This is a genomic window from Laceyella sacchari (assembly GCF_004343255.1).
In the GTDB taxonomy this organism is placed as follows: domain Bacteria; phylum Bacillota; class Bacilli; order Thermoactinomycetales; family Thermoactinomycetaceae; genus Laceyella; species Laceyella sacchari.
Window position 1 is genome coordinate 422,036 of sequence record NZ_SMDD01000003.1, and the last position, 19,269, is coordinate 441,304.

At 50.5% G+C, this 19,269-nt stretch carries 17 protein-coding genes and 2 riboswitches; of the genes, 8 read left to right on the forward strand and 9 right to left on the reverse strand.

Features of this window, described 5'->3' with window-relative positions; translation table 11 throughout:
• Positions 1-14: 14 nt before the first annotated feature.
• The 5 genes from EDC32_RS12425 to EDC32_RS12445 form a co-directional block, all read right to left on the reverse strand.
• Entirely contained in the window at positions 15-527 is a 513-nt protein-coding gene (locus EDC32_RS12425; protein ID WP_132222604.1) for a 1,2-dihydroxy-3-keto-5-methylthiopentene dioxygenase, read from the reverse strand.
• 12 nt (positions 528-539) lie between these two features.
• Entirely contained in the window at positions 540-1,190 is a 651-nt protein-coding gene (locus EDC32_RS12430; RefSeq protein WP_132222606.1) for a methylthioribulose 1-phosphate dehydratase, read from the reverse strand.
• The gene (locus EDC32_RS12435; protein ID WP_132222608.1) at positions 1,187-1,849 is read right to left on the reverse strand and encodes a 2-hydroxy-3-keto-5-methylthiopentenyl-1-phosphate phosphatase; all 663 of its coding nucleotides are present in this window, start codon (positions 1,847-1,849) and stop codon (positions 1,187-1,189) included. The genes EDC32_RS12430 and EDC32_RS12435 overlap by 4 nt, the downstream gene beginning before the upstream one ends.
• Positions 1,846-3,063 (reverse strand): 2,3-diketo-5-methylthiopentyl-1-phosphate enolase, encoded by a 1,218-nt coding sequence (locus EDC32_RS12440; RefSeq protein WP_132222610.1) that lies wholly within the window; start codon positions 3,061-3,063, stop codon positions 1,846-1,848. The genes EDC32_RS12435 and EDC32_RS12440 overlap by 4 nt, the downstream gene beginning before the upstream one ends.
• Positions 3,064-3,128: 65 nt before the next feature.
• A riboswitch (SAM riboswitch) is annotated at positions 3,129-3,287 on the reverse strand.
• A 60-nt stretch (positions 3,288-3,347) separates the two neighbouring features.
• Positions 3,348-4,535 carry a pyridoxal phosphate-dependent aminotransferase gene (locus EDC32_RS12445; protein WP_132222612.1) on the reverse strand — a complete coding sequence of 396 codons (1,188 nt, stop codon included), beginning with the start codon at positions 4,533-4,535 and terminating at the stop codon, positions 3,348-3,350.
• Positions 4,536-4,640: 105 nt separating this feature from the next.
• Here EDC32_RS12445 and EDC32_RS12450 point away from each other — a divergent pair, with 105 nt between their 5' ends.
• The 3 genes from EDC32_RS12450 to mtnA all read left to right on the forward strand — a co-directional run bounded on the left by EDC32_RS12450 (position 4,641) and on the right by mtnA (position 8,070).
• Positions 4,641-5,423, forward strand: a complete 783-nt coding sequence (locus EDC32_RS12450) for a carbon-nitrogen family hydrolase (RefSeq protein WP_132222614.1) — start codon at positions 4,641-4,643, stop codon at positions 5,421-5,423.
• A 155-nt stretch (positions 5,424-5,578) separates the two neighbouring features.
• Positions 5,579-5,741: riboswitch (SAM riboswitch) on the forward strand.
• 69 nt (positions 5,742-5,810) lie between these two features.
• Positions 5,811-7,031, forward strand: a complete 1,221-nt coding sequence (gene mtnK / locus EDC32_RS12455) for an S-methyl-5-thioribose kinase (protein ID WP_132222616.1) — start codon at positions 5,811-5,813, stop codon at positions 7,029-7,031.
• A complete protein-coding gene (mtnA, locus tag EDC32_RS12460; RefSeq protein ID WP_132222618.1) occupies positions 7,024-8,070 on the forward strand; it encodes an S-methyl-5-thioribose-1-phosphate isomerase in 1,047 nt (348 codons plus the stop codon). Before mtnK ends, mtnA begins: the two co-directional genes overlap by 8 nt.
• Positions 8,071-8,126: 56 nt before the next feature.
• Here mtnA and EDC32_RS12465 read toward each other — a convergent pair whose 3' ends face one another.
• Together EDC32_RS12465 and EDC32_RS12470 are read right to left on the reverse strand one after the other, a co-directional pair.
• Complete coding sequence (locus EDC32_RS12465; protein ID WP_132222620.1) at positions 8,127-8,957, reverse strand: TatD family hydrolase; 831 nt, start codon at positions 8,955-8,957, stop codon at positions 8,127-8,129.
• A gap of 48 nt (positions 8,958-9,005) precedes the next feature.
• Positions 9,006-9,833 carry an aldo/keto reductase gene (locus EDC32_RS12470; protein ID WP_132222622.1) on the reverse strand — a complete coding sequence of 276 codons (828 nt, stop codon included), beginning with the start codon at positions 9,831-9,833 and terminating at the stop codon, positions 9,006-9,008.
• Between the two features lie 224 nt (positions 9,834-10,057).
• Between EDC32_RS12470 and EDC32_RS12475 the strand changes: the two genes are divergently transcribed.
• From EDC32_RS12475 to EDC32_RS12495, 5 genes are all read left to right on the forward strand, one after another.
• Complete coding sequence (locus tag EDC32_RS12475; RefSeq protein WP_132222624.1) at positions 10,058-11,788, forward strand: aromatic amino acid hydroxylase; 1,731 nt, start codon at positions 10,058-10,060, stop codon at positions 11,786-11,788.
• A gap of 119 nt (positions 11,789-11,907) precedes the next feature.
• Positions 11,908-13,365: a hypothetical protein gene (locus EDC32_RS12480; protein ID WP_132222626.1), complete on the forward strand. Its 1,458-nt coding sequence runs from the start codon at positions 11,908-11,910 to the stop codon at positions 13,363-13,365.
• A 336-nt stretch (positions 13,366-13,701) separates the two neighbouring features.
• Positions 13,702-15,195 carry a protein kinase domain-containing protein gene (locus EDC32_RS12485; RefSeq protein ID WP_158283362.1) on the forward strand — a complete coding sequence of 498 codons (1,494 nt, stop codon included), beginning with the start codon at positions 13,702-13,704 and terminating at the stop codon, positions 15,193-15,195.
• 89 nt (positions 15,196-15,284) lie between these two features.
• On the forward strand, positions 15,285-15,581 hold the full coding sequence (locus EDC32_RS12490; protein WP_132222630.1) for a hypothetical protein: 297 nt from the start codon (positions 15,285-15,287) through the stop codon (positions 15,579-15,581).
• Between the two features lie 669 nt (positions 15,582-16,250).
• A complete protein-coding gene (locus EDC32_RS12495; RefSeq protein ID WP_132222632.1) occupies positions 16,251-17,642 on the forward strand; it encodes a peptide MFS transporter in 1,392 nt (463 codons plus the stop codon).
• Between the two features lie 121 nt (positions 17,643-17,763).
• Here EDC32_RS12495 and EDC32_RS12500 read toward each other — a convergent pair whose 3' ends face one another.
• Entirely contained in the window at positions 17,764-18,942 is a 1,179-nt protein-coding gene (locus EDC32_RS12500) for a NupC/NupG family nucleoside CNT transporter (protein WP_132222634.1), read from the reverse strand.
• A 107-nt stretch (positions 18,943-19,049) separates the two neighbouring features.
• A complete protein-coding gene (locus EDC32_RS12505) occupies positions 19,050-19,265 on the reverse strand; it encodes a helix-turn-helix domain-containing protein (protein ID WP_132222636.1) in 216 nt (71 codons plus the stop codon).
• Positions 19,266-19,269 lie beyond the last annotated feature (4 nt).

A 19,269-nucleotide genomic window follows, 5' to 3' on the forward strand; every position in this document is an offset into this window, starting at 1 on the left:
AAGCTGCTTTTTGGTTAATAGATCGGTGTCCAACCTTCTTTGGTTTTAAAGATGCGTACCGCCACCACTTTCCGGTCTGCCATCAACGTGAAATAATGGCGGGTGTTTTCCGGCACCGAAATCAGATCACCTGGCTCCAGCTCTACATCGAAATATCGGCCATCCTGCCCCTTAATCGCAAAAATGCCGTGGCCGCTCACAATAAACCGCACTTCATCATCGGTGTGGTGATGTTCAGCTTTGAAGTTTTCCAACAACTGATCCAAGTTGGGGGTGGCCTCGGACAAAGAAATCACATCCTCAGTCACATAGCCACGCCGTGCCGACAAATCATCGATCTCCTTTCGGAACGTTTGGATAATCTCCGCTTTCTCTTCTTCGTCCAAATTGTATTTATCACTGAGCCGCGCGGGCAACTTCGTAATGTCCCACTTTTCATAAATGATGCCTTGGCTGTTCAAATATGTGCTCACCTCATCGGGGTGGCTCACTCTCTGATCGTTGTCATGAAAACGCAATTCTGCCATGATCCATTCCTCCTATGCGTGAGCCGCAGTCGCGGGGGAAGCCGTCCACCGCGGTTGCAACATCAACATTTTTAAATGGTAAGAAAACAGAAATTCCAATGCTTCCAAATGTTTCTTCGCTTCAAACCCGTCTTTGCCCCACACGGTGACACCATGGTTGCGAATCAACACCGCTTTGGTGCTGGTTTCGATCACCCCGGCCACTTCTTTGGCCAACGTGGGCAGATCGGCAAAATTCTCCACAATCGGTACGGTGATCTCGCCATCCTCTTCCCAGATGCCAAACGCCTTGATCAGTTCCTGATTGCGAAAAGTGACAAACCCTTGCTCTGCATACAGTTCAGACACGACATTGTTATCCACCGTATGCACATGCAAACAACACCCCGCGGTCGTGTTGCGGTACACCTCCAGATGAATGCAGGTTTCCGCGGACGCCTTTAATCCGGTGTCTTCCACCGCCTTTCCCTCGCCATCGACGAGCAGGAAATCTTCCATCGTCCGTTTACGTTTGTCCTTGCCACTGGCACTGACTAGAAATAGCAGAGGATTGTCGTTCACCTTGATCGACAGATTACCGCTGGTTCCGGGAAACCAGTCCCGACTGGCCAACTCATCTTTGATTTCAGCCAATTCTTGCCATTTTCGGGCTACTACACTCATGCGACAACCCCCTTTTGCTCAAGGGATGAGATAATATCGTAAAACGTGTTAAAGGGTGTGTGGGCGATAGCCAACTCTTCACATTTCTTTACTAGGAAATCGCGTGCAAACACCTCATCTGCCTGTTTGGCCGCGGCCAGATCAGTGATGGAATCGCCGATGACGATGCGATGGTACCGTTCTTTGGGATACTGTTTCAAAATGGCCGGTTTGCACAAGCCGCAATCATTTTGGCAACTTTCATCACAGGCGTGGGGCCACAAGATGCGGATCGTCTCCCCACTGAAGTCACTGCCGTTGCAATAAATGTTGGCCTGATCTACAAGCCCTTCCAGCATGGGATGGACAAAGAAATCAATGCCTCCGCTGACAATGTACAGCGGAATGCCATGGTCTTGGGCAAAACGAACAAACTCGGGGAATCCACTGCGCAGGCGGGCATGTTCCAGCACGAACTGCACAATGTCCTCTTTTAAGGAGGAGGGCAACATGGCAAACATTTCCCCCACGCCTGAACGGATCGACCGGCGCTGGGCCAACACATCCTCCTTGATCGCCTCCCAACCGGGCGGATTAAACTTTTTCATAATGGCGATGATATTGTCTGTCTCTGTTATTGTACCATCGAAATCGCAAAACAAGATCGGCTGCTTGCTCATGACCGCCCCGCTCCTCCCCACAAAGATAGCGCCTTGGCCAGCTCCGGCCGGGCATCGTCTACGTCACTCAGTTCTCCACCAGCCAACACCACTTCAATCGCTTGCCGAAACGCGCGGCCGCCGCCCACTGCTCCGTCAGGGTGACCATGTACGCCCCCTCCCGCGTTGATGACACAATCTATGCCGAAGTCACGCACCAGCGCAGGTACCAATCCCGGATGAATCCCGGCAGAAGGAACTGGAAACGCCCGGCGGTGGATATCCGATTCCGCCAACAAATGCTCTTTAATCGCCAACGCATCCTGCTGAGGGATCGCAACACTTCCGTAAGGGGATGGAAACAAGACCAAGTCGGCCCCGGCCATACGCAAGAGCTTGCCCAACAAAAGCGCCCGGTCCAGACCGTAACGGGATGAAGAGGTAAACGCGCCGGAAACGGCGGGATGAGCCATGATCGGCACGGTGATTTCCTCGTCTTCCGCCAGTTCGATGAGCACATCCAGCCCATAGGCAAACACGTTAAACAACAGGGCATCAGCCCCCCGTGCAACCGCCCGCTTCGCTTTTTCCTTCAATTCTGATGTGCGTCCGGTCAGATTCACCGCGTACAAAGTCTTGTGACCTGTTTCCGACTCGGTGGCACCAAGCACTTCCTTGGCCGCGCGAATCCGCTCTTTAAAAGGGGTCAGGGGGTTGTCGAACAATATCTCATCATCTTTGACTAAGTCGATGCCTCCCAGGGCTTGCTCGCGCAACTGCTGTTGGAAATAGGACAGATCCCGGCCCAACATGGCCTTGAAGATGCTCATCACCAACGGCCTGCCCGTCACGCCGAGCGTTTGCCGAATGCCGTCAATGCCATATCGCGGTCCTGGAAAAGCGCTTGCCACCTCCGGGGAGAAGGTGAGGTCCACCAATTTGATCTCGCCGTCAAGCGAAAGCTTGCCAAATACCGTGGTCAAGATCGCTGGCAAATCTAAGGAGAAATTGGCCGCAGGATATTTGATTGAAATCAGCCCTTTTGTGCCCTCACCGTCAGTCGGGAGCGGGGCCACTTCCACCACTTCTCCCTTATGTCGCTCCAATTGAGCTTGTTCAATTGTCGGCAGGTTGGTCCACGAACCGACTGTAAGCCCCAGTGCGATGCTCTCCGCTTTTTTGTGCAAGTCTGCTTTTTGCTCGTGCACAAGATATGTCGCCACCACATGACCCATACCACTCACTCCTCACAAATAAAAAAACCCTTCGCGAGGAAGGGATGATCCACAGACTCCACTTCCTCCCATCTCTCAGCTGATTCGCTGCAAGAATTAGCACCGTGCCTTCGTGGTTATGGACCACGGCTCCCTGATCTTATCGGGCGCCCCATCTCGCGATGGCATTACGGTCGGTTGCTGGGCTTCATCGGGCTCGTCCCTCCGCCGGCTCTTGATGAGAGAAATAACATAATTCCGTTTCAATTTTCAATTTTCCCCGTCATTATCACATACCCATGCGCTTATGTCAATCCGTTTTTCGCAGGGCAGCACGCCGCCATCCGGTCAGCAGCCTCAATCAAACGCTTCTCGCTGTCCAGCATGCCCACCCGCACATAACCATCCCCCGCCTGTCCGAAGCCCAATCCGGGAGCGACGGCAACATGGGCGCGTTCCAACAGCAAGTTAGCAAACGAGAGCGAGGTATGCCCCTCCGGCACCGGAAGCCAACAGAAGAAGGAGCCGGCTGGTTTTTCCACCTGCCATCCGTGCTCGTGCAACCGGTCGATAAAAGCATCGCGGCGTCTTTCGTATGTGCTTACCAATTCGCGCACACAATCCTGCGAACCCGTCAGTGCAGTCGCCGCTGCCTGCTGAATCGCGCCGAACAAGCTGACATAAAAATGGTCTTGTAGCAACTGAATGCTCTCAATCACTTGCTCATTCCCCACCGCAAATCCAATGCGCCAACCGGCCATGTTGTAGGTTTTGCTCATCGTATAAATCTCAATGCCTACCTCTTTGGCACCCGGTGTCTCTAAAAAACTCATCGGCTTCAATCCGTCAAAACCGATCGCGGCGTACGCGAAATCATGAACGACCAGCACATCGTGCCGCTCGGCCCGGCTCACCACTTCGGCGAAAAATTCAGCATTGGCTACGGCGCCTGTCGGGTTGTTGGGATAATTGAGAAACATCAGCTTGGCCTTGTCCCAAACTTTCTCATCAATGGCAGCAAAATCAGGCAAAAACCGATTTTCAGCCAACAACGGCATCAGCGCCATCTCAGCGCCAGCCATGGCAATCCCCGACCAATAATCGGGATAGCCCGGATCGGGCACCAATGCGACATCGCCGGGGTTGAGATAACATTGCGAGATTTCCACCAACCCTGCTTTTCCGCCAAACAGCACTGCCACTTCCGTTTCAGGATTTAGCTTCACCCCGTACTCCCGTAAGTAAAATTGTGCGACCGCCTCCTTGAGGAACGCGTGGCCTCGAAACGGCGGATATTTGTGATGTTGCGGATTATCGGCAGCCTGCTTTAACGCATCCACGATATGCGCGGGAGTCGGCAAATCAGGATTACCTTGACCCAGATTAATCACGTCATGCCCTTGCGCCTGCAAACGGCCAACTTGACCAACCAAGCGGGCAAAAAATTGCTCCGGCAAGCGATCCAACGCTTCCGCACGCTGAAATTTGCTCAAGATTCTCACATCCACTCTCTGGGAAATGTTCTTGAAATTCTAATCAGTTATGTTATATCGTTGTGGGGAATCTGTCAAAGTCTTTTTTGGGAGGATGCATCTCCTATGAAATGGAAATGTGCTGTGATTCAAATGGATATCGCCTTCGGGCAACCGGAACGAAACATGGCCATGGCTGAACAAAAAATCGCCGCCGCGGCCGCCGACAAACCGGATGTGATCATCTTGCCGGAATTGTGGACCACCGGTTATGATTTAACCCGTTTGGATGAGATCGCCGATCCGATGGCTATGAAGACAAAAGCGTTCATGTCCAAGCTCGCTCGGCAACACGGCGTGCACATCATTGCCGGTTCAGTCGCCGAACGACAAGAAGACGGCACCTGGAACACACTCATCGCCTTTGACCGCCGCGGTGAACAAGTGGGTGAATACCGCAAAGTGCACCTCTTTCGCCTGATGAACGAAGAGAAATACCTACAGCCCGGCGAACAAATGGGTTCCTTCGCGCTGGATGGCATTCCTTGCGCCGGGGTCATCTGTTATGACATTCGCTTTCCCGAATGGATCAGAAAACATGTCGTTGCTGGAGCACAGGTGCTGTTCGTCGTCGCTGAATGGCCGATGCCACGGCTCGCCCATTGGCGCCATCTGCTCATCACCCGGGCAATCGAAAATCAATGCTACGTCATCGCGTGCAATCGTGTGGGGAATGATCCTGACAATGCCTTCGCCGGCCATTCGCTCATCATCGACCCCTGGGGAGAGATCGTGGCCGAAGCAGGCCCTGAGGAAGAAACCTTGGTGGCGGAGATCGATCTTGCGCAGGTTCCACAAATCCGTAGGCGCATCCCCATTTTCAGTGACCGACGCCCAGAATTATATTAAAACACCTTGGCTACGGAATGCCCTTCAGAAAAAAATATAAAGAATCACCAAATGAAACTAATCTCATCCGAAATGAATGAATATGATTGACAATGATCTGCGTGAGGGTGTATCATTCCCTTATCAATCTAAAGACAACGGCATATGGAAGCAGTCTCTTATCCAGAGCAGGTGGAGGGAAATGGCCCGATGAAGCCCAGCAACCGACCGTAATACCATCGTGAGATGGGGCGCCCGTCAACAGGAGGGAGCCGTGGTGAAAACCACGCAAGGCACGGTGCTAATTCCAGCAAAACATCCCGTTTTGCGAGATAAGAGGCTTGGAACGAATGATCCGAGCCTCTGATAGGAAGAGGCTCTTTTTATATGCCCAAAGGAGGACTTCCAATGGGCGGGCACGCCAATGCAGGATACCATCCCTTGACAACGGAAACAGTGGTTCAAGTCGTTGCGCCGTTAAACCATTTTGCTGATGTGAATCAATTGGAGATCAAAGAAATCGGTGATGGGAACTTAAACTACGTCTTTCATGTGGTAGAACCAGCTACAGGCAAGTCTTTGATCGTCAAGCAAGCCTTGCCCTACGCCAAAGTCGTCGGCGAAAGCTGGCCGCTGACCTTAGACCGTGCCCGGATTGAGAGCGAGGCGCTGCGCAGAGCGGCAGAGTACGTGCCGGCGCTTGTCCCCAAAGTGCACCATACCGACGAGCGCTTGGCTTGCACAGTCATGGAGGACCTCTCCGATCATGTGATCCTCCGCAAAGGCTTGATACAAGGGCAGGTCTACCCCAAGCTAGCCGAGCACATCGCTACTTTCCTGGCGCAAACGCTGTTTCACACCAGCGATTTCTTCCTTAGTCCCTTGGACAAAAAGGAACAGGTGCGGGCGTTTATCAATCCGGAATTGTGCAAAATCACCGAAGACTTGGTGTTCACCGATCCTTTCTTCAATCACGAAACCAACGATTTCCCAAAAGCATTGCAATCTTCTGTCGAATTGCTGTGGAGCGATCTGGAACTGAAACGGGAAACCGCGAAGTTGAAACATGCTTTCCTAACCCGAGCTGAAGCACTGGTGCATGGGGATTTGCACACCGGCAGCATCTTCGTCACCACTGATTCGACCAAGGTGATCGATCCCGAATTCGCCTATTATGGCCCCATCGCTTTTGACATCGGGCAATTCTTCGCCAATCTCGCGCTCAATTATCTCTCCCACTTCCACCACAGCCCGGACCCGCAACAACGGCGAACGTTCCAAGAGTATCTGCTGGAAGTGATCGAAGAAACTTGGACACGGTTCAAGGAGCAATTCACCCACCTCTGGCAGACCAAAGGGCAAGATGTCTATATGCGGGTGGCCGGCGTAGAAGACGATTTCTTCGAGCGCTTGTTGGAAGATACCATCGGCTTTGCGGGTTGTGAAGTGATCCGCCGCACCATCGGGTTGGCCCATGTGGCTGATCTTGACTCCATCTCCGACGAGGAAACACAATTGCGCCTGAAAGACAAAGCGCTCACCTTGGGAAGCGTATTGATCAAGCAGCGCCGGCAACTGACGCGGATCACGCACTTGTCCGAGTCGATCAGGGGGGTTGCCCATGCTTAGATCGATTGCGTATCACGGTGATCATGTACGGATATTGGATCAGCAACGCCTTCCCCATGATACTGTGTATGTTCATTGCACGACGACCGCGGAGGTATGGGAATGCATCAAGGCGTTGAAGGTGCGGGGGGCACCGGCCATCGGCATGGCCGCCGCTTTCGCTCTCGCTGTATGGGCCAATCGTACCTCAACAACCAATTTGACTGATTTCTTGGCATCGTTGCGGCGGGAGCGCGATTATCTGGCTTCATCCCGCCCCACGGCAGTCAATCTGTTCTGGGCGCTGGATCGGGTCGTCGCCAGAGCGGCAACGGCTACCGACGTGGCCGAAGCCCGGCAACTGATAGAAAATGAAGCGCTCGCCATTCAAAAAGAGGACGAGGATGTGTGCAGACGCATCGGCGAACACGCTTTGTCGCTTATGAACGATGGGGATACCATTCTCACCATCTGCAATGCAGGGGCGATTGCCACTGCCCGTTACGGCACGGCCCTGGCCCCACTTTATCTGGCTAAAGAACGCGATATCCACTTGTCGGCTTATGCCTGTGAAACGCGTCCCTTGTTGCAAGGCAGCCGCCTGACCGCGTGGGAATTGCAACAAGCGGGAGTAGATGTCACCCTGATCAGCGACAGCATGGCCGCCCACACGCTGGCCACCAAACCGATCTCCGCTGTCATCGTCGGTTGCGACCGAGTGGCGGCCAACGGGGATACTGCCAACAAAATCGGCACACTGGGGTTGGCGATTCTGGCCAAAGAATTCGGTGTCCCGTTTTATGTCGCCGCTCCCTTGTCCACGATCGACCTCGAGACGGCAACAGGGGACGCCATCCCGATTGAGGAACGCGCACCGGAAGAGATCACCCATTTTCACGGCCATCCGGTCGCTCCCAGCGGCACCAACGTGTTCAATCCGGCTTTTGATGTAACACCGCACCGCTATATCAGCGCCATCATCACAGAAAAAGGGATCGTGCGCGACAACTATCAGGAAGCTTTGGCCAAGTTAAAACAATCTGAACCTGCTTTAAAATAACCAATCCCCCCGGCACCCTTGGGGGGATTTACGTTTTTGTCGGCGGTATGGTGAATTCATCCCTTTGACCCGATGAACCTACGCGCATTCTCAATGAGCGCCCGGCGCAACGGTTCGCTCTCCTCACCGCGGAGGATGGCCAGTTCGTCCAATACCCGTTCCAGCATGCGAGGATGGGTGCGCATTCCCGCCCAAGGCCCGTCATGCGGCCAAGGCCCATCCGTTTCAAGCAATATGAGGTGGCGTGGGTAGGCAGTCGCGATTTTCCGCGTTTCTTCCTTATACAATAGATCCGGTGTGAAAGAAACGTAGATTCCCCTCTCCGCCAGTTGGCACAATGTGTTTACGTCGGTCTTCAGCCAGTGAAACTGCACGTTGGGAAGCGAATAGCGGTCAAGGTAAGACAAAATCGTCCGCACATCTTCCCTCACCCCGTGCAAAACAACTGGCTTGTGCAAACGTTCAGCCAAGCGAAGCCATTGGTCCAGCGCCGACAGATATGTATCCTCATTCCAGTCCATCCCTTGGGCAAGTCGTTCTCGCCGCAGATAATAAGGCAGGCCGATTTCCCCAATGGCGTCGATCTCCTGCTGTTTCTCTTCAATCCAAGCCATGAAAGCTTCCTGCTCCGTCATAGGTTGCTCAGGGTGGAAACCGCATGCAGCATACACTTTTTCTGGACATCGCTTTTTCAAAGCCAAGGTTCGGCGCGAGGAAGCATGATCCATGGACACGGCGATCATCCCCACAAGGGAGGGATCGGCGCACATGGTAGCTATTTCATCGTCATCATATTTTTCAAGGTGGATATGGGCGTCAAACAACATTGGTTTGGCTCCTTTGGGTTGTCTCGTCTCTGTCAGTTGTTCCCGGTACCTAGACCACATTGTGAAAACACCCCTTGGCGGGAAACCAAGGGATGTTTTGCCATGCACTTAAAAATCGAAGTTGTCTGGGTCGGGACCGAAGCGATGGTGTTTGTCCAAGGCATCGATGTGCGCCATGTCCTCCGCACTCAATTCAAAGTCAAACACATCGGCATTCGCTTTAATCCGTTCGGGGTTAACCGATTTCGGAATGGTGACCACGCCATGTTGCAAATCCCAACGCAACACGATTTGAGCGGGGGTTTTGCCGTATTTCTCCGCCAATTCTTGCAGAAGCGGGACACGGAACACCTCCCCTTGCATCAACGGACTCCACGCCTCCAACTGGATGCCTGCCTGTTTGCAGAAAGCCCGCAACTCCGTTTGCACCAAGTACGGATGAAACTCAACTTGGTTTACCATCGGCTTCACTTCGCAATCAGCCATCAAATCTTCCAGATGGTGAACTTGGAAGTTGCTCACTCCAATCGCCCGTACTTTCCCGTCCTTGTACAATTTCTCCAACGCTTTCCATGTCTCTTTGTACTTTCCTTTTACCGGCCAATGAATCAAATACAAGTCAACATAATCCAGTCCCAACTTGGTTCGGCTTGCTTCAAACGCTTGTAGCGTGGACTCATACCCTTGGTCGGCATTCCACACCTTGGTAGTGATAAACAACTCTTCACGGGGAACTCCTGCCGCTTTGATCGCCGCACCGACACCCGCTTCATTTTGGTACACCGCGGCGGTATCGATGCTACGGTAACCCGCTGCGATTGCGGACTTAACCGCATTTTCCACTTCTTCTCCCTCTTTTGCTTTCCATACGCCTAGGCCGAACCAAGGCATTTTCACTCCATTATGTAATACGGTCGCATCAGATAAATGTTTCATCAGCAAAACCCCCGTTTCAGATTCCTCTGCGAAGGGAGAACCCCTCTATTACCATTTAAACATAAGGTACTGGAAAAAAGAAAGTTCCCAAAAACACATTCTATTTATTCATGCTTTTTATTCATCCTTGCATTGACAGTCCCCTTTTTCTCTCCTATAATTACTTTAACGCTTTTTAGCTTATACGCTTTTTAGCGCTAAAGTATTTTGGGAGAGGAAAGATTATGAACATACCCGCTCATTTACAACCTTATGTCGCCAAGCAGCAGTACCAACGTTACACTCCAGTCAACCAGGCTGTTTGGCGATACGTGATGAGACAAAACCGCCACTTTTTTCAGCATACCGCCCACCAAGCATATGTGAGTGGCTTGCAAAAAACCGGCATTGATATAGAACAAATCCCCAGCGTCGAGAAAATGAATGCCTGTTTGAAACCGTTTGGCTGGGGAGCCGTTCCCATCAACGGCTTAATTCCTGGTGTGGCCTTTTTTGATTTTCAAGCTCGTGGCCTGTTGCCGATTGCCACAGAGATCCGCACGCTGGAACACATACAGTACACGCCGGCTCCCGATATCATTCACGAATCGGCGGGCCATGCGCCGATCCTGTCCGACGAAAAATATGCCGACTATGTCAAACGGTTCGGACAAATCGGCGCCAAGGCATTGGCGAACCGAGAAGAACATGAGGTGTTTGAAGCGACGCGGCACTTGACGATCGTGATGGAAGATCCCCGTTCCACCCCTGACATCATCGCTGACGCGGAACAGGCGTTGCAAGAGAGAATCGCCGCGGCGACAGAGGTTTCCGAAGCGACCCAAATCGGCCGCCTGTACTGGTGGACGGTGGAATACGGCTTGATAGGCGACTTAAATAATCCCAAAATCTACGGCGCCGGACTGTTATCCTCCATCGGCGAAGGCCGGTCCTGCCTCTCCCCGGAAGTGACCAAGCTTCCTTTTTCTTTGGAAGCATGTATTCAAACCGATTACGATGTCACCAAACCACAACCGCAACTGTTTGTCTGTCGGGATTTCGATGAACTTAGTGAAGCCGTTGAGCGCTTCGCTGATCGGATGGCCTTTCGGGTTGGAGGCACCGCCAGCTTGCAAAAAGCAGTGCGTTCCGCCCATCTGGCCACCGCCGAATTTAATTCAGGCCTGCAGGTAAGCGGCGTCTTTACTGAATTGATCTATGACGAACAAGGAGAAGCGATCTACTTGCGCACTGCCGGACCAACCGCCCTTTCCTTTGAGGGGTGCACCTTGCCCGGCCATGGAAAAGCGACGCACTGCGACGGCTTCGGTGCACCGATTGGCCATGTGCGCGATCTGCCCTGTCCGTTGGAAGAGATGACTTCTGACCGCTGGGCCAACGACGGGTGGTCGCCCGGCACTGAGCTGGAGCTTCATTACACCAGTGGCATTAAGCTCAAAGGCATCCTAAAAGACGCCATCTTCCGCAACGGCCGTCTGATTCTGCTGTCATTTGAGCAATGTTCCGTCATGCGCGGTGACCACCTCTTGTTCCATCCCGATTGGGGAACTTACGATTTAGCCATCGGTAGCCACATCACGTCCGTATACGCTGGCGCGGCTGATCCAGAAACCTATTTTGCCGATGAAGTGAGCGCCGCCATCGAAGGAGAAGACGATCCTGCCCCCGCCTTGTCCACATTGGATCACCTCTATCAAGCCGTTCGCGAAGTCCGCGAAGGACAGCGGGACATCCATTCCTTAAGCAATATCATGGAGATGCTGGATCACCATTATCCCAAAGATTGGTTGTTGCGTCTGGAGATATTGGAGATCGTCTCCGAGCACCAGATCAAACCTTGGGTCACCCGCTTGCGGGAACAACTGGACACCTTGCGGGAAGCCAATCCCGCCCTGGATTCGCTGATTCAAAATGGCATCACTTTGATCGATTGCCCGGTAGTGTCGAAGCGATAACCCTCTTTTTTAACCCGCCACAAGTCATTTGGGCGGGTTCTTTTTTAGATTGCCCCCGTCCCGTATTTGTGGTTAGCTAGGAGAAAAAGCATGACAACGGATGGGAGTGGCAATGGATTATGGCACATGTAATAAAACAACTCTCCCGCCTGATTGTTCCTTTTGCTTATGAAGCCACCGAAGCAACGTTGGCCCTGGAGCAAAGTAAATGGTGGGAGCCGAAAGACTTACATATGAATCGTCTGTTCACTCATATTGAAAAATTGGTATCAACCGAATCATACCCGTTTGTGATCGGCAAGCGCTATCACCTCACGAAAGAGGGGCGCCAAACGCATGGCCTGCCGCCCGGAACAAATCATTATTTGACTTTTGCCAATGGATTCATGCCGGACATCAAACTCACCATTAACCAGGTGGAATGCACCCTCTTCGAGAGCAATGTCGGTTTTTTGACTTTGGACATCCATTACCCCAAACAGACTGACATCCACCGGCTGATCGAAGCCAACCATCAATTGAAAAAGTTGTACAACAGCAAAATGCGCCTCGTCTATCTGCTGAAGGGGGAACAAGTGGAACTCCATCTGCGCGAGCTGACCCAACAACTGCTCGCTCCCCTGAAAGTAACCACCTTCTTTGAAGCAAGCCACTTGAATGCCCCGTTTCAAGCACTGGTCTTTCAATCCTATCTGTTGGATGAACCATTGTTAGAAGAGGAAGTTGGGCCGCTTCTGTTTTGGATGCGTCGCACCTATACCGACAGTTACAGCCCGAACAAGCAGGATGAGCACCCTCATGGCAATCCCGAAGTTTTGCAATTGTACGCCAACAGCTACTGGGGCATCTCCTTGGAGGGTTGCGCCAATCTGGCCTTTATCGGCAACCACCCTCAGAACGAAAAATATTTCAAGATGAATTACCTGCCCCATGTGAAATCTACTTACTTTTATCTCTATCTGCTGAGCCTGCACCAACGTTACGCCTTATTGCACTTCTCCATGCTGGCTTCCGAATCGCTGCTCAGTGGTACCAGCACAACCGATCACAACTTGTCGCTACACCAACGGATGGAACAGTATCTGCAAGATGCCCGGCTCATCACCGAGTTGAAAGAGAAAATCATCTTGTTCAAATTGCGGTCGGTCTTCAAGCAGGTGTCTAATACCTCCCACCACACGGCCGTGTACAACCTTTTTCAGACCAATCTACACATTGACCAGTTGCTGGGAGAACTGCATTTTGAACTGGATTCTCTGTCGCAGATGGTTCAATTGAAGGAACAAAAGCGAAGCCAATTGCAAGAGGAGGCAGCCAAACAAGAAAAAGAGCGTGAAGAAGACTTGAAAACGCGTTTCAACACCTGGGTGGTTGTACTATCCTTCGCCTTTGTCCTCGTTTCAACCATCGCTGACGGTTTGAGCATCTTTGAAAAATTTGCCGGCTCCGGCCTGCCCACTGTCGGTAGCGCAGAGTTTGTCTGGTTTTGCGTCCTGTTCCTCCTCATTCCCGCCACCGCCTTGGGCTTTGTCGCGTGGTTCTTGGTACGGCTGATGAAAAAAAGCAAACGAACCTGAATGGGTTCGTTTGCTTTTGACTTATAAATGCCACTCTTCTCAATCTCTTCCAAATTTCACAAAAGGTTGGCAGGAAATATTTCCATATGCGCGAAAATAAAATATCTAATTCTGTATCAGATTCATTTCTGACTCAAGTATAGTCCTTATCCCGTCCCCAACAAATACTACTTGACTATTTGTTGAATAAACTTTCGCAATTCGATCTTTTCTTTATCTATTATGTATAATAAGGTGGTCTTATTTTGCTATTTATTACAATACCTTTTCCAGGAATGTTTGCAACTCATTCACAAAATAGGGACGGCACGATTTCATCCCAGAAAGGTGATAGCAGTGGAAGGAAAACAGCTCGGCGGGAGGTATGAAATTCTCCATCTCTTGGGCGAAGGCGGGATGGCGGTCGTATACAAGGCCAAGGATCATCATCTCAACCGCGATGTAGCAATTAAAATCATGAATCAAAAGTTGCACGAAGGCGAACCCGCAATTAAGCGATTTATTCGCGAAGCTCAGACAGCAGGAAAGTTTTCCCACCAAAACATCGTCAATGTATTCGACATCGGCAACGAAGACAACTTATACTACATGGTCATGGAGCTGATCGAAGGACCCACCCTCGGCGATCTGATTGAAGAACGAGGCCCCCTGCCTGCCAAGGAAGCGATTTCCATCGTGATGCAAATTTGCGACGGCTTGGCCCACGCCCACAAGCATGGGATTATCCACCGGGACATCAAGCCGCACAACATCATGGCGACGGCCGACGGAACTTACAAGATCACCGACTTTGGAATTTCTCGTTTGCTAAGTGCGGCAACACAATACACAAAAACGGGCACCGTGATGGGCTCGGTCCATTATTTCTCGCCGGAGCAGGCTTGCGGGCAAGAACTCAACTACTCCTCAGACTTGTACTCGCTGGGGATTGTCCTGTATGAATTGGTCACAGGTGACGTCCCCTTTGATGCAGACCAATCAGTGGCCATCGCGCTAAAACACCTGCAACATCCCGTACCAGACCCACGCGGCAAAAACCAAGCCTTGCCGGCAGCGTTATGCGATATCATCTACAAAGCACTGGCGAAAAAACCGGAAGACCGTTACCAATCAGCAGAAGAATTCAAGCAAGCCCTGCAACAAGCCTTGACCGCCCCGACACGCGCGCTGGCGCTTCCGATCAACAGGGGAGAAAGCGCTGAAGACCAACCGCTCGTTTCGGCGACGGTGGCAACAACCAAGCCGAGCAAATTTTTCCGGTTTGCGCTGATGGGGATTATCCCCCTTTTCCTCATCTCAGGCTTTGTCTATTTCAATGTAAGCGGCGAAAAAGCGCTCCAAAAGCCGCAAACTGGGCAAGTACCTCCTCCTGAGCCCAACGAACAGGCATTGCAAAACGTCAAGCCGGAAGCAACAGCATGGAAGGAAAAAAACAGTGGCCACAAGGAGCAAAGTAAGCAAACAGAGGTCGACGAACCAGTGCCTGTCCTGCAGGACCCTGATCACGACACTGTGAAAGAAGAACCCGCAAACGAAGGACCGCACGGTCAAGAACCCGGACAAGAGAAGCCGCAAGTGCCACAAGAGCCGGCGCCAGTTGCATACGTGGTCATTGTCGATCGGTTCGCGGAGCAAGCTCAAGCCGATGAATGCGTCAAATCTTTAAATAGCAAGGGAATTCCGGCCCATTATTACGAAAAGAACGGTGATGCGGGCACCGTCTATGTGGTCTCGGCCGGCGAATTTGACGATGAAGAATTGGCCAATGCCCGCGCAGAAGATGTAAGAAACGCTGGATACCCCAACACGAAAGTAACCAGGAGAAGTTAATATTTCCTATACTATTCACAAAATGAATAATATTATATAATAGCCCTGACTACTTTTCATTTCACATCACTGTATAAGGGGCAGGTAAGATGAACGTTATCCAAAATTGGTCCAATATCAGTGAAGGAGACGCATTGGTGTTCAACGGCCAGGTCGAAGCCGGCAAAGCAATCAAGGTTTGGATTCCAGGCGTTGCGCCCTGCATCAACTACGTCTACGATATCACCGTGGAAAGGATCGGCGGTGGAAAAATCACCAAAACACTGACCAAGACAGCAAATGCCGTCACATTCACCAACATGATCGCTGGTGATTACCGATTCTATATCCGTAGCATGAACAGTGAAAGCGTGCTCACGATGTACCAAATCACCTACAACTACTAGGGCGTGTCCGATACATAGGCCAGCGGCTCTACCTTTGTTTCCCATTCGCTTCACACGTATAAAATCGCTCATTGGGAAAGGGATGCCGTCTCTTCTACCGGCCAACTTGTTTCGCCACATATGCCCGCACCTTCTCCCATAATCATGGTATAACGGAACATCTGCAAACCTTAATCGAATCGTTCTTTTACGGTTCGATTATTTTTTTGGTTTAGAAAAATCGGGGCTAAAAGCGGTTTCATGCAGATTTATCCATTCTTCGTGAATATACTTCCATATCCTTCTGTTGACTAACCGGTAGATAATCATTTAAAATCTGTGATGAGAAAAGATTATGTTTTTGTATAAAATTTTTTAAAATCCTTTTCCCGAGCGCAGTGGCAAACATCTCTGGAAAATAAAACATCTTTTCTTTTTTTGTACCTAAATTCAATCAATTCACGGAATAAAAACACCTGGAGCCGCAGATCAGATGCATTGATTGAGGATTGGAGATGAAACAAACATTTACAACTGCAAGTATCCTTGTTTTTTTTAGACTTTTTGTTTCCATTATTTGCTTTAATTCGCGAGTCTATCACACATTAACTCGTGTGATTAGATAAATTCTTTTTACATTAAAGATCATACTAATCTTATCATGCATCGATAGTTGAAGGAGGACTACTAATGAACACAGCTACGAAGCTGGATTCATCTGGCTCGCCGCAAGCGGCTCGTAAAAAACACCCACCTGGACTATACCTGCTCTTTTTCACAGAGATGTGGGAGCGATTCAGTTATTATGGCATGCGTGGCCTATTAATCCTTTATTTGACAAAAACATTTATCAGCGGTGGGCTGGGATTTAGTGAAGCAGTCGCCGCTAGCATCTACGGATTCTTCACCGGTGCGGTGTACTTCACTCCGCTCATCGGCGGCTGGCTGACCGACCGTTTCATCGGCAAACGCTTGGCCATCACCATCGGCGGGGTTACGATGGCGTTGGGTAACCTGGCTTTGTTCGTATCGCAAACAAAAGCCGCCCTGTTTCTGGGCTTGGGCTTGCTCATAATCGGAAACGGCTTCTTCAAGCCAAACATCTCCACCTTGGTTGGGGAATTGTATGATGACAAAGATGAGCGCCGTGATGCCGCCTTTACGATCTTCTACATGGGGATTAACTTAGGGGCATTTTTCGCTCCGCTCGTTTGCGGATTTTTGGCTGAAGACTTCTTCAAAACAACCGTGAACGGCGTCGAAGTATTCGGCTTCAAATATGGGTTCCTGGCTGCTGCCATCGGTATGATTATCGGACAAATCATCTTTAACATGCTAGGCAACCGTTACCTTGGCGACTTGGGCAAAAAGCCAAATGTGAAAGCGGCAACCGTGGACAAGAAGCAAGTGAGCAACGCACCGCTGACCAAACAAGAAAAGAATCGAACTTGGGCCATCATCATCATTACCTGTTTTGTTGTATTTTTCTGGGCCGGGTTTGAACAAGCCGGCACGTCCCTGTCCTTGTATACGGAAAAATTCGTGGACAGAGAAGTGTTTGGTTGGACCATCCCCGTATCTTGGTTCCAATCAGTGAACCCCTTGTTCATTATCTTGTTGGCGCCGCTGGTTTCGATGCTCTGGATCAAGCTGGCACGATCCAAACGCGGCGATTTGCCCGTACCGATCAAAATGGGCTTGGGCATGATCCTGTTGGGTACCGGATTTATCATCTTGGCTATCGCTGTATTGCAAACCGGTAGCGATGAGACCAACATCGTAGTCAAAGCAAACCTGCTGTTTATCGTGATGACTTATTTGTTCCACACCTTGGGCGAACTGTTCCTATCGCCGATTGGCTTGTCGATGGTCAGCCGCATCGCCCCTGTCAAATTGGCATCTTTGCTGATGGGTGTATGGCTGGCTAGCACCGGTATCGCCAATATCGTCGCGGGCCAAGTAGCGGCACTCACCGCAACGCTCGGTTATTTGGAAATCTTCAGCGTAATCGGCGGGCTGGCAATCTTCTTCGGCCTTGTTCTCATGTTGGTATCCAAAAAGCTGACCCGCATGATGGCTTAATCCATCGCACCAGGGCGTGTCTGATGAACAGGCCAGACATGCCCTCATCATCCCTGCTTTGCGGGGATGATTTTTTTATATAAAAAAAGAGTCGCCAACGCGCTCCTTTTCAACCTTCCATTCAGATGAACAATCCGGCGATCGTTGCCGATAAGATTGACGCCAGTGTAGAACCATACAACAATTTCAAACCGAATTTCGCAACGACATCCCCCTGCTTCTCATGAAGTGCTTTGACCGCACCTGTAATAATGCCGATCGAGCTGAAGTTGGCAAAGCTAACTAAGAAAACGGATACGATGCCCGCCGTGCGCGGGGAGACCTGCCCTGCAATCTTCTTGAAGTCAAGCATAGCCACAAATTCATTTGTAACCAGTTTAGTAGCCATGATGCTTCCCGCTTGGATTGCCTCCGACCACGGCACTCCCATCAACATGGCGATCGGAGCGAAAATGTATCCCAACACGGTTTGAAATGAAATGGTGAACACGGTTAAAAACAGGGCATTGATTAACTGGATCAACCCGATGTACCCAATTAGCATAGCAGCGACGATAATAGCCACTTTAAACCCGTCCATGACGCTTTCACTGATATTCTCAAACAGATTTGACTCTCGTTCATGCTCAATGGCCAAATCTTCTTCATTCTCCAAGTCATACGGGTTGATGATGTTTGCAACAATCAATGCCGAGAAAATATTAATCACAATGGCCGTCACCACGAACCGAGGCTCAATCATCGTCATATAGGCGCCAACAATCGCGATGCTGACCGCACTCATCGCAGAAGTGCACAGCGTGTACAACCGCCGCTCGGAGACGGAACCGATCTGGTTCTTGGTCGTCAAAAAAACCTCCGACTGCCCCAAGATCGCGGATGACACGGCGATATAATTTTCCAGTTTGCCCATGCCATTGATTTTGTTTAATCCTAGCCCAACATATTTAATGATAAAAGGAAGGATACGGTAATAACTCAAAATACCGATCAACACAGAGATGAACACGATGGGGAGCAGCACATCCAAAAAGAAAGTGGATATGCCTTTGTTTTCCAATCCACCAAACACAAAATCCACCCCACTCACCCCGATGCTCATCAAGCGTTCAAATCCTCGGGAGATGGCGGATATCAAAGAAATCCCAATTTTGGTGTTTAACAAGATAAAGGCAAGAACCACTTGCACAACCAACATAGTGAGAATGGGCCTGTATTTAATCCCCCTGCGGTTAAAACTGATCAACCTTCCCAGTACATACACCAACAACAACCCCGTCAACGAAAACAGAATCGACACGGTTCATTCCTCCATAACTTGACGCCTTTTTATCGTCGGGGTTATTTTCACCAAAGAAACCTTCTAAGATTCTAAAAAAGAAGGTGATCCAAATCGGATCACCTCTCTTAATCAGATGCATTACTTTTGTACTCTAAAATATCCCCAGGTTGGCAGTCCAAAGTCTTACAAATCGCATCCAACGTTGATAATCGAATCGCTTTTGCCTTTCCAATTTTCAATATAGACAGATTGGCCATCGCGATGCCTACCCTCTCGGACAGTTCCATGACACTCATTTTTCTTTCAGCCAGCATGACATCAATGTTGATGATTATTGCCACTTTA

Coding starts and splice junctions, on each gene's coding strand:
- EDC32_RS12425 (WP_132222604.1), bottom strand. CDS start 527: ATGGCAGAATTGCGTTTTCATGACAACGATCAGAGAGTGAGCCACCCC.
- EDC32_RS12430 (WP_132222606.1), bottom strand. CDS start 1,190: ATGAGTGTAGTAGCCCGAAAATGGCAAGAATTGGCTGAAATCAAAGAT.
- EDC32_RS12435 (WP_132222608.1), bottom strand. CDS start 1,849: ATGAGCAAGCAGCCGATCTTGTTTTGCGATTTCGATGGTACAATAACA.
- EDC32_RS12440 (WP_132222610.1), bottom strand. CDS start 3,063: ATGGGTCATGTGGTGGCGACATATCTTGTGCACGAGCAAAAAGCAGAC.
- EDC32_RS12450 (WP_132222614.1), top strand. CDS start 4,641: ATGAAATGGAAATGTGCTGTGATTCAAATGGATATCGCCTTCGGGCAA.
- mtnK (WP_132222616.1), top strand. CDS start 5,811: ATGGGCGGGCACGCCAATGCAGGATACCATCCCTTGACAACGGAAACA.
- mtnA (WP_132222618.1), top strand. CDS start 7,024: ATGCTTAGATCGATTGCGTATCACGGTGATCATGTACGGATATTGGAT.
- EDC32_RS12465 (WP_132222620.1), bottom strand. CDS start 8,957: ATGTGGTCTAGGTACCGGGAACAACTGACAGAGACGAGACAACCCAAA.
- EDC32_RS12470 (WP_132222622.1), bottom strand. CDS start 9,833: ATGAAACATTTATCTGATGCGACCGTATTACATAATGGAGTGAAAATG.
- EDC32_RS12475 (WP_132222624.1), top strand. CDS start 10,058: ATGAACATACCCGCTCATTTACAACCTTATGTCGCCAAGCAGCAGTAC.
- EDC32_RS12480 (WP_132222626.1), top strand. CDS start 11,908: ATGGCACATGTAATAAAACAACTCTCCCGCCTGATTGTTCCTTTTGCT.
- EDC32_RS12490 (WP_132222630.1), top strand. CDS start 15,285: ATGAACGTTATCCAAAATTGGTCCAATATCAGTGAAGGAGACGCATTG.
- EDC32_RS12495 (WP_132222632.1), top strand. CDS start 16,251: ATGAACACAGCTACGAAGCTGGATTCATCTGGCTCGCCGCAAGCGGCT.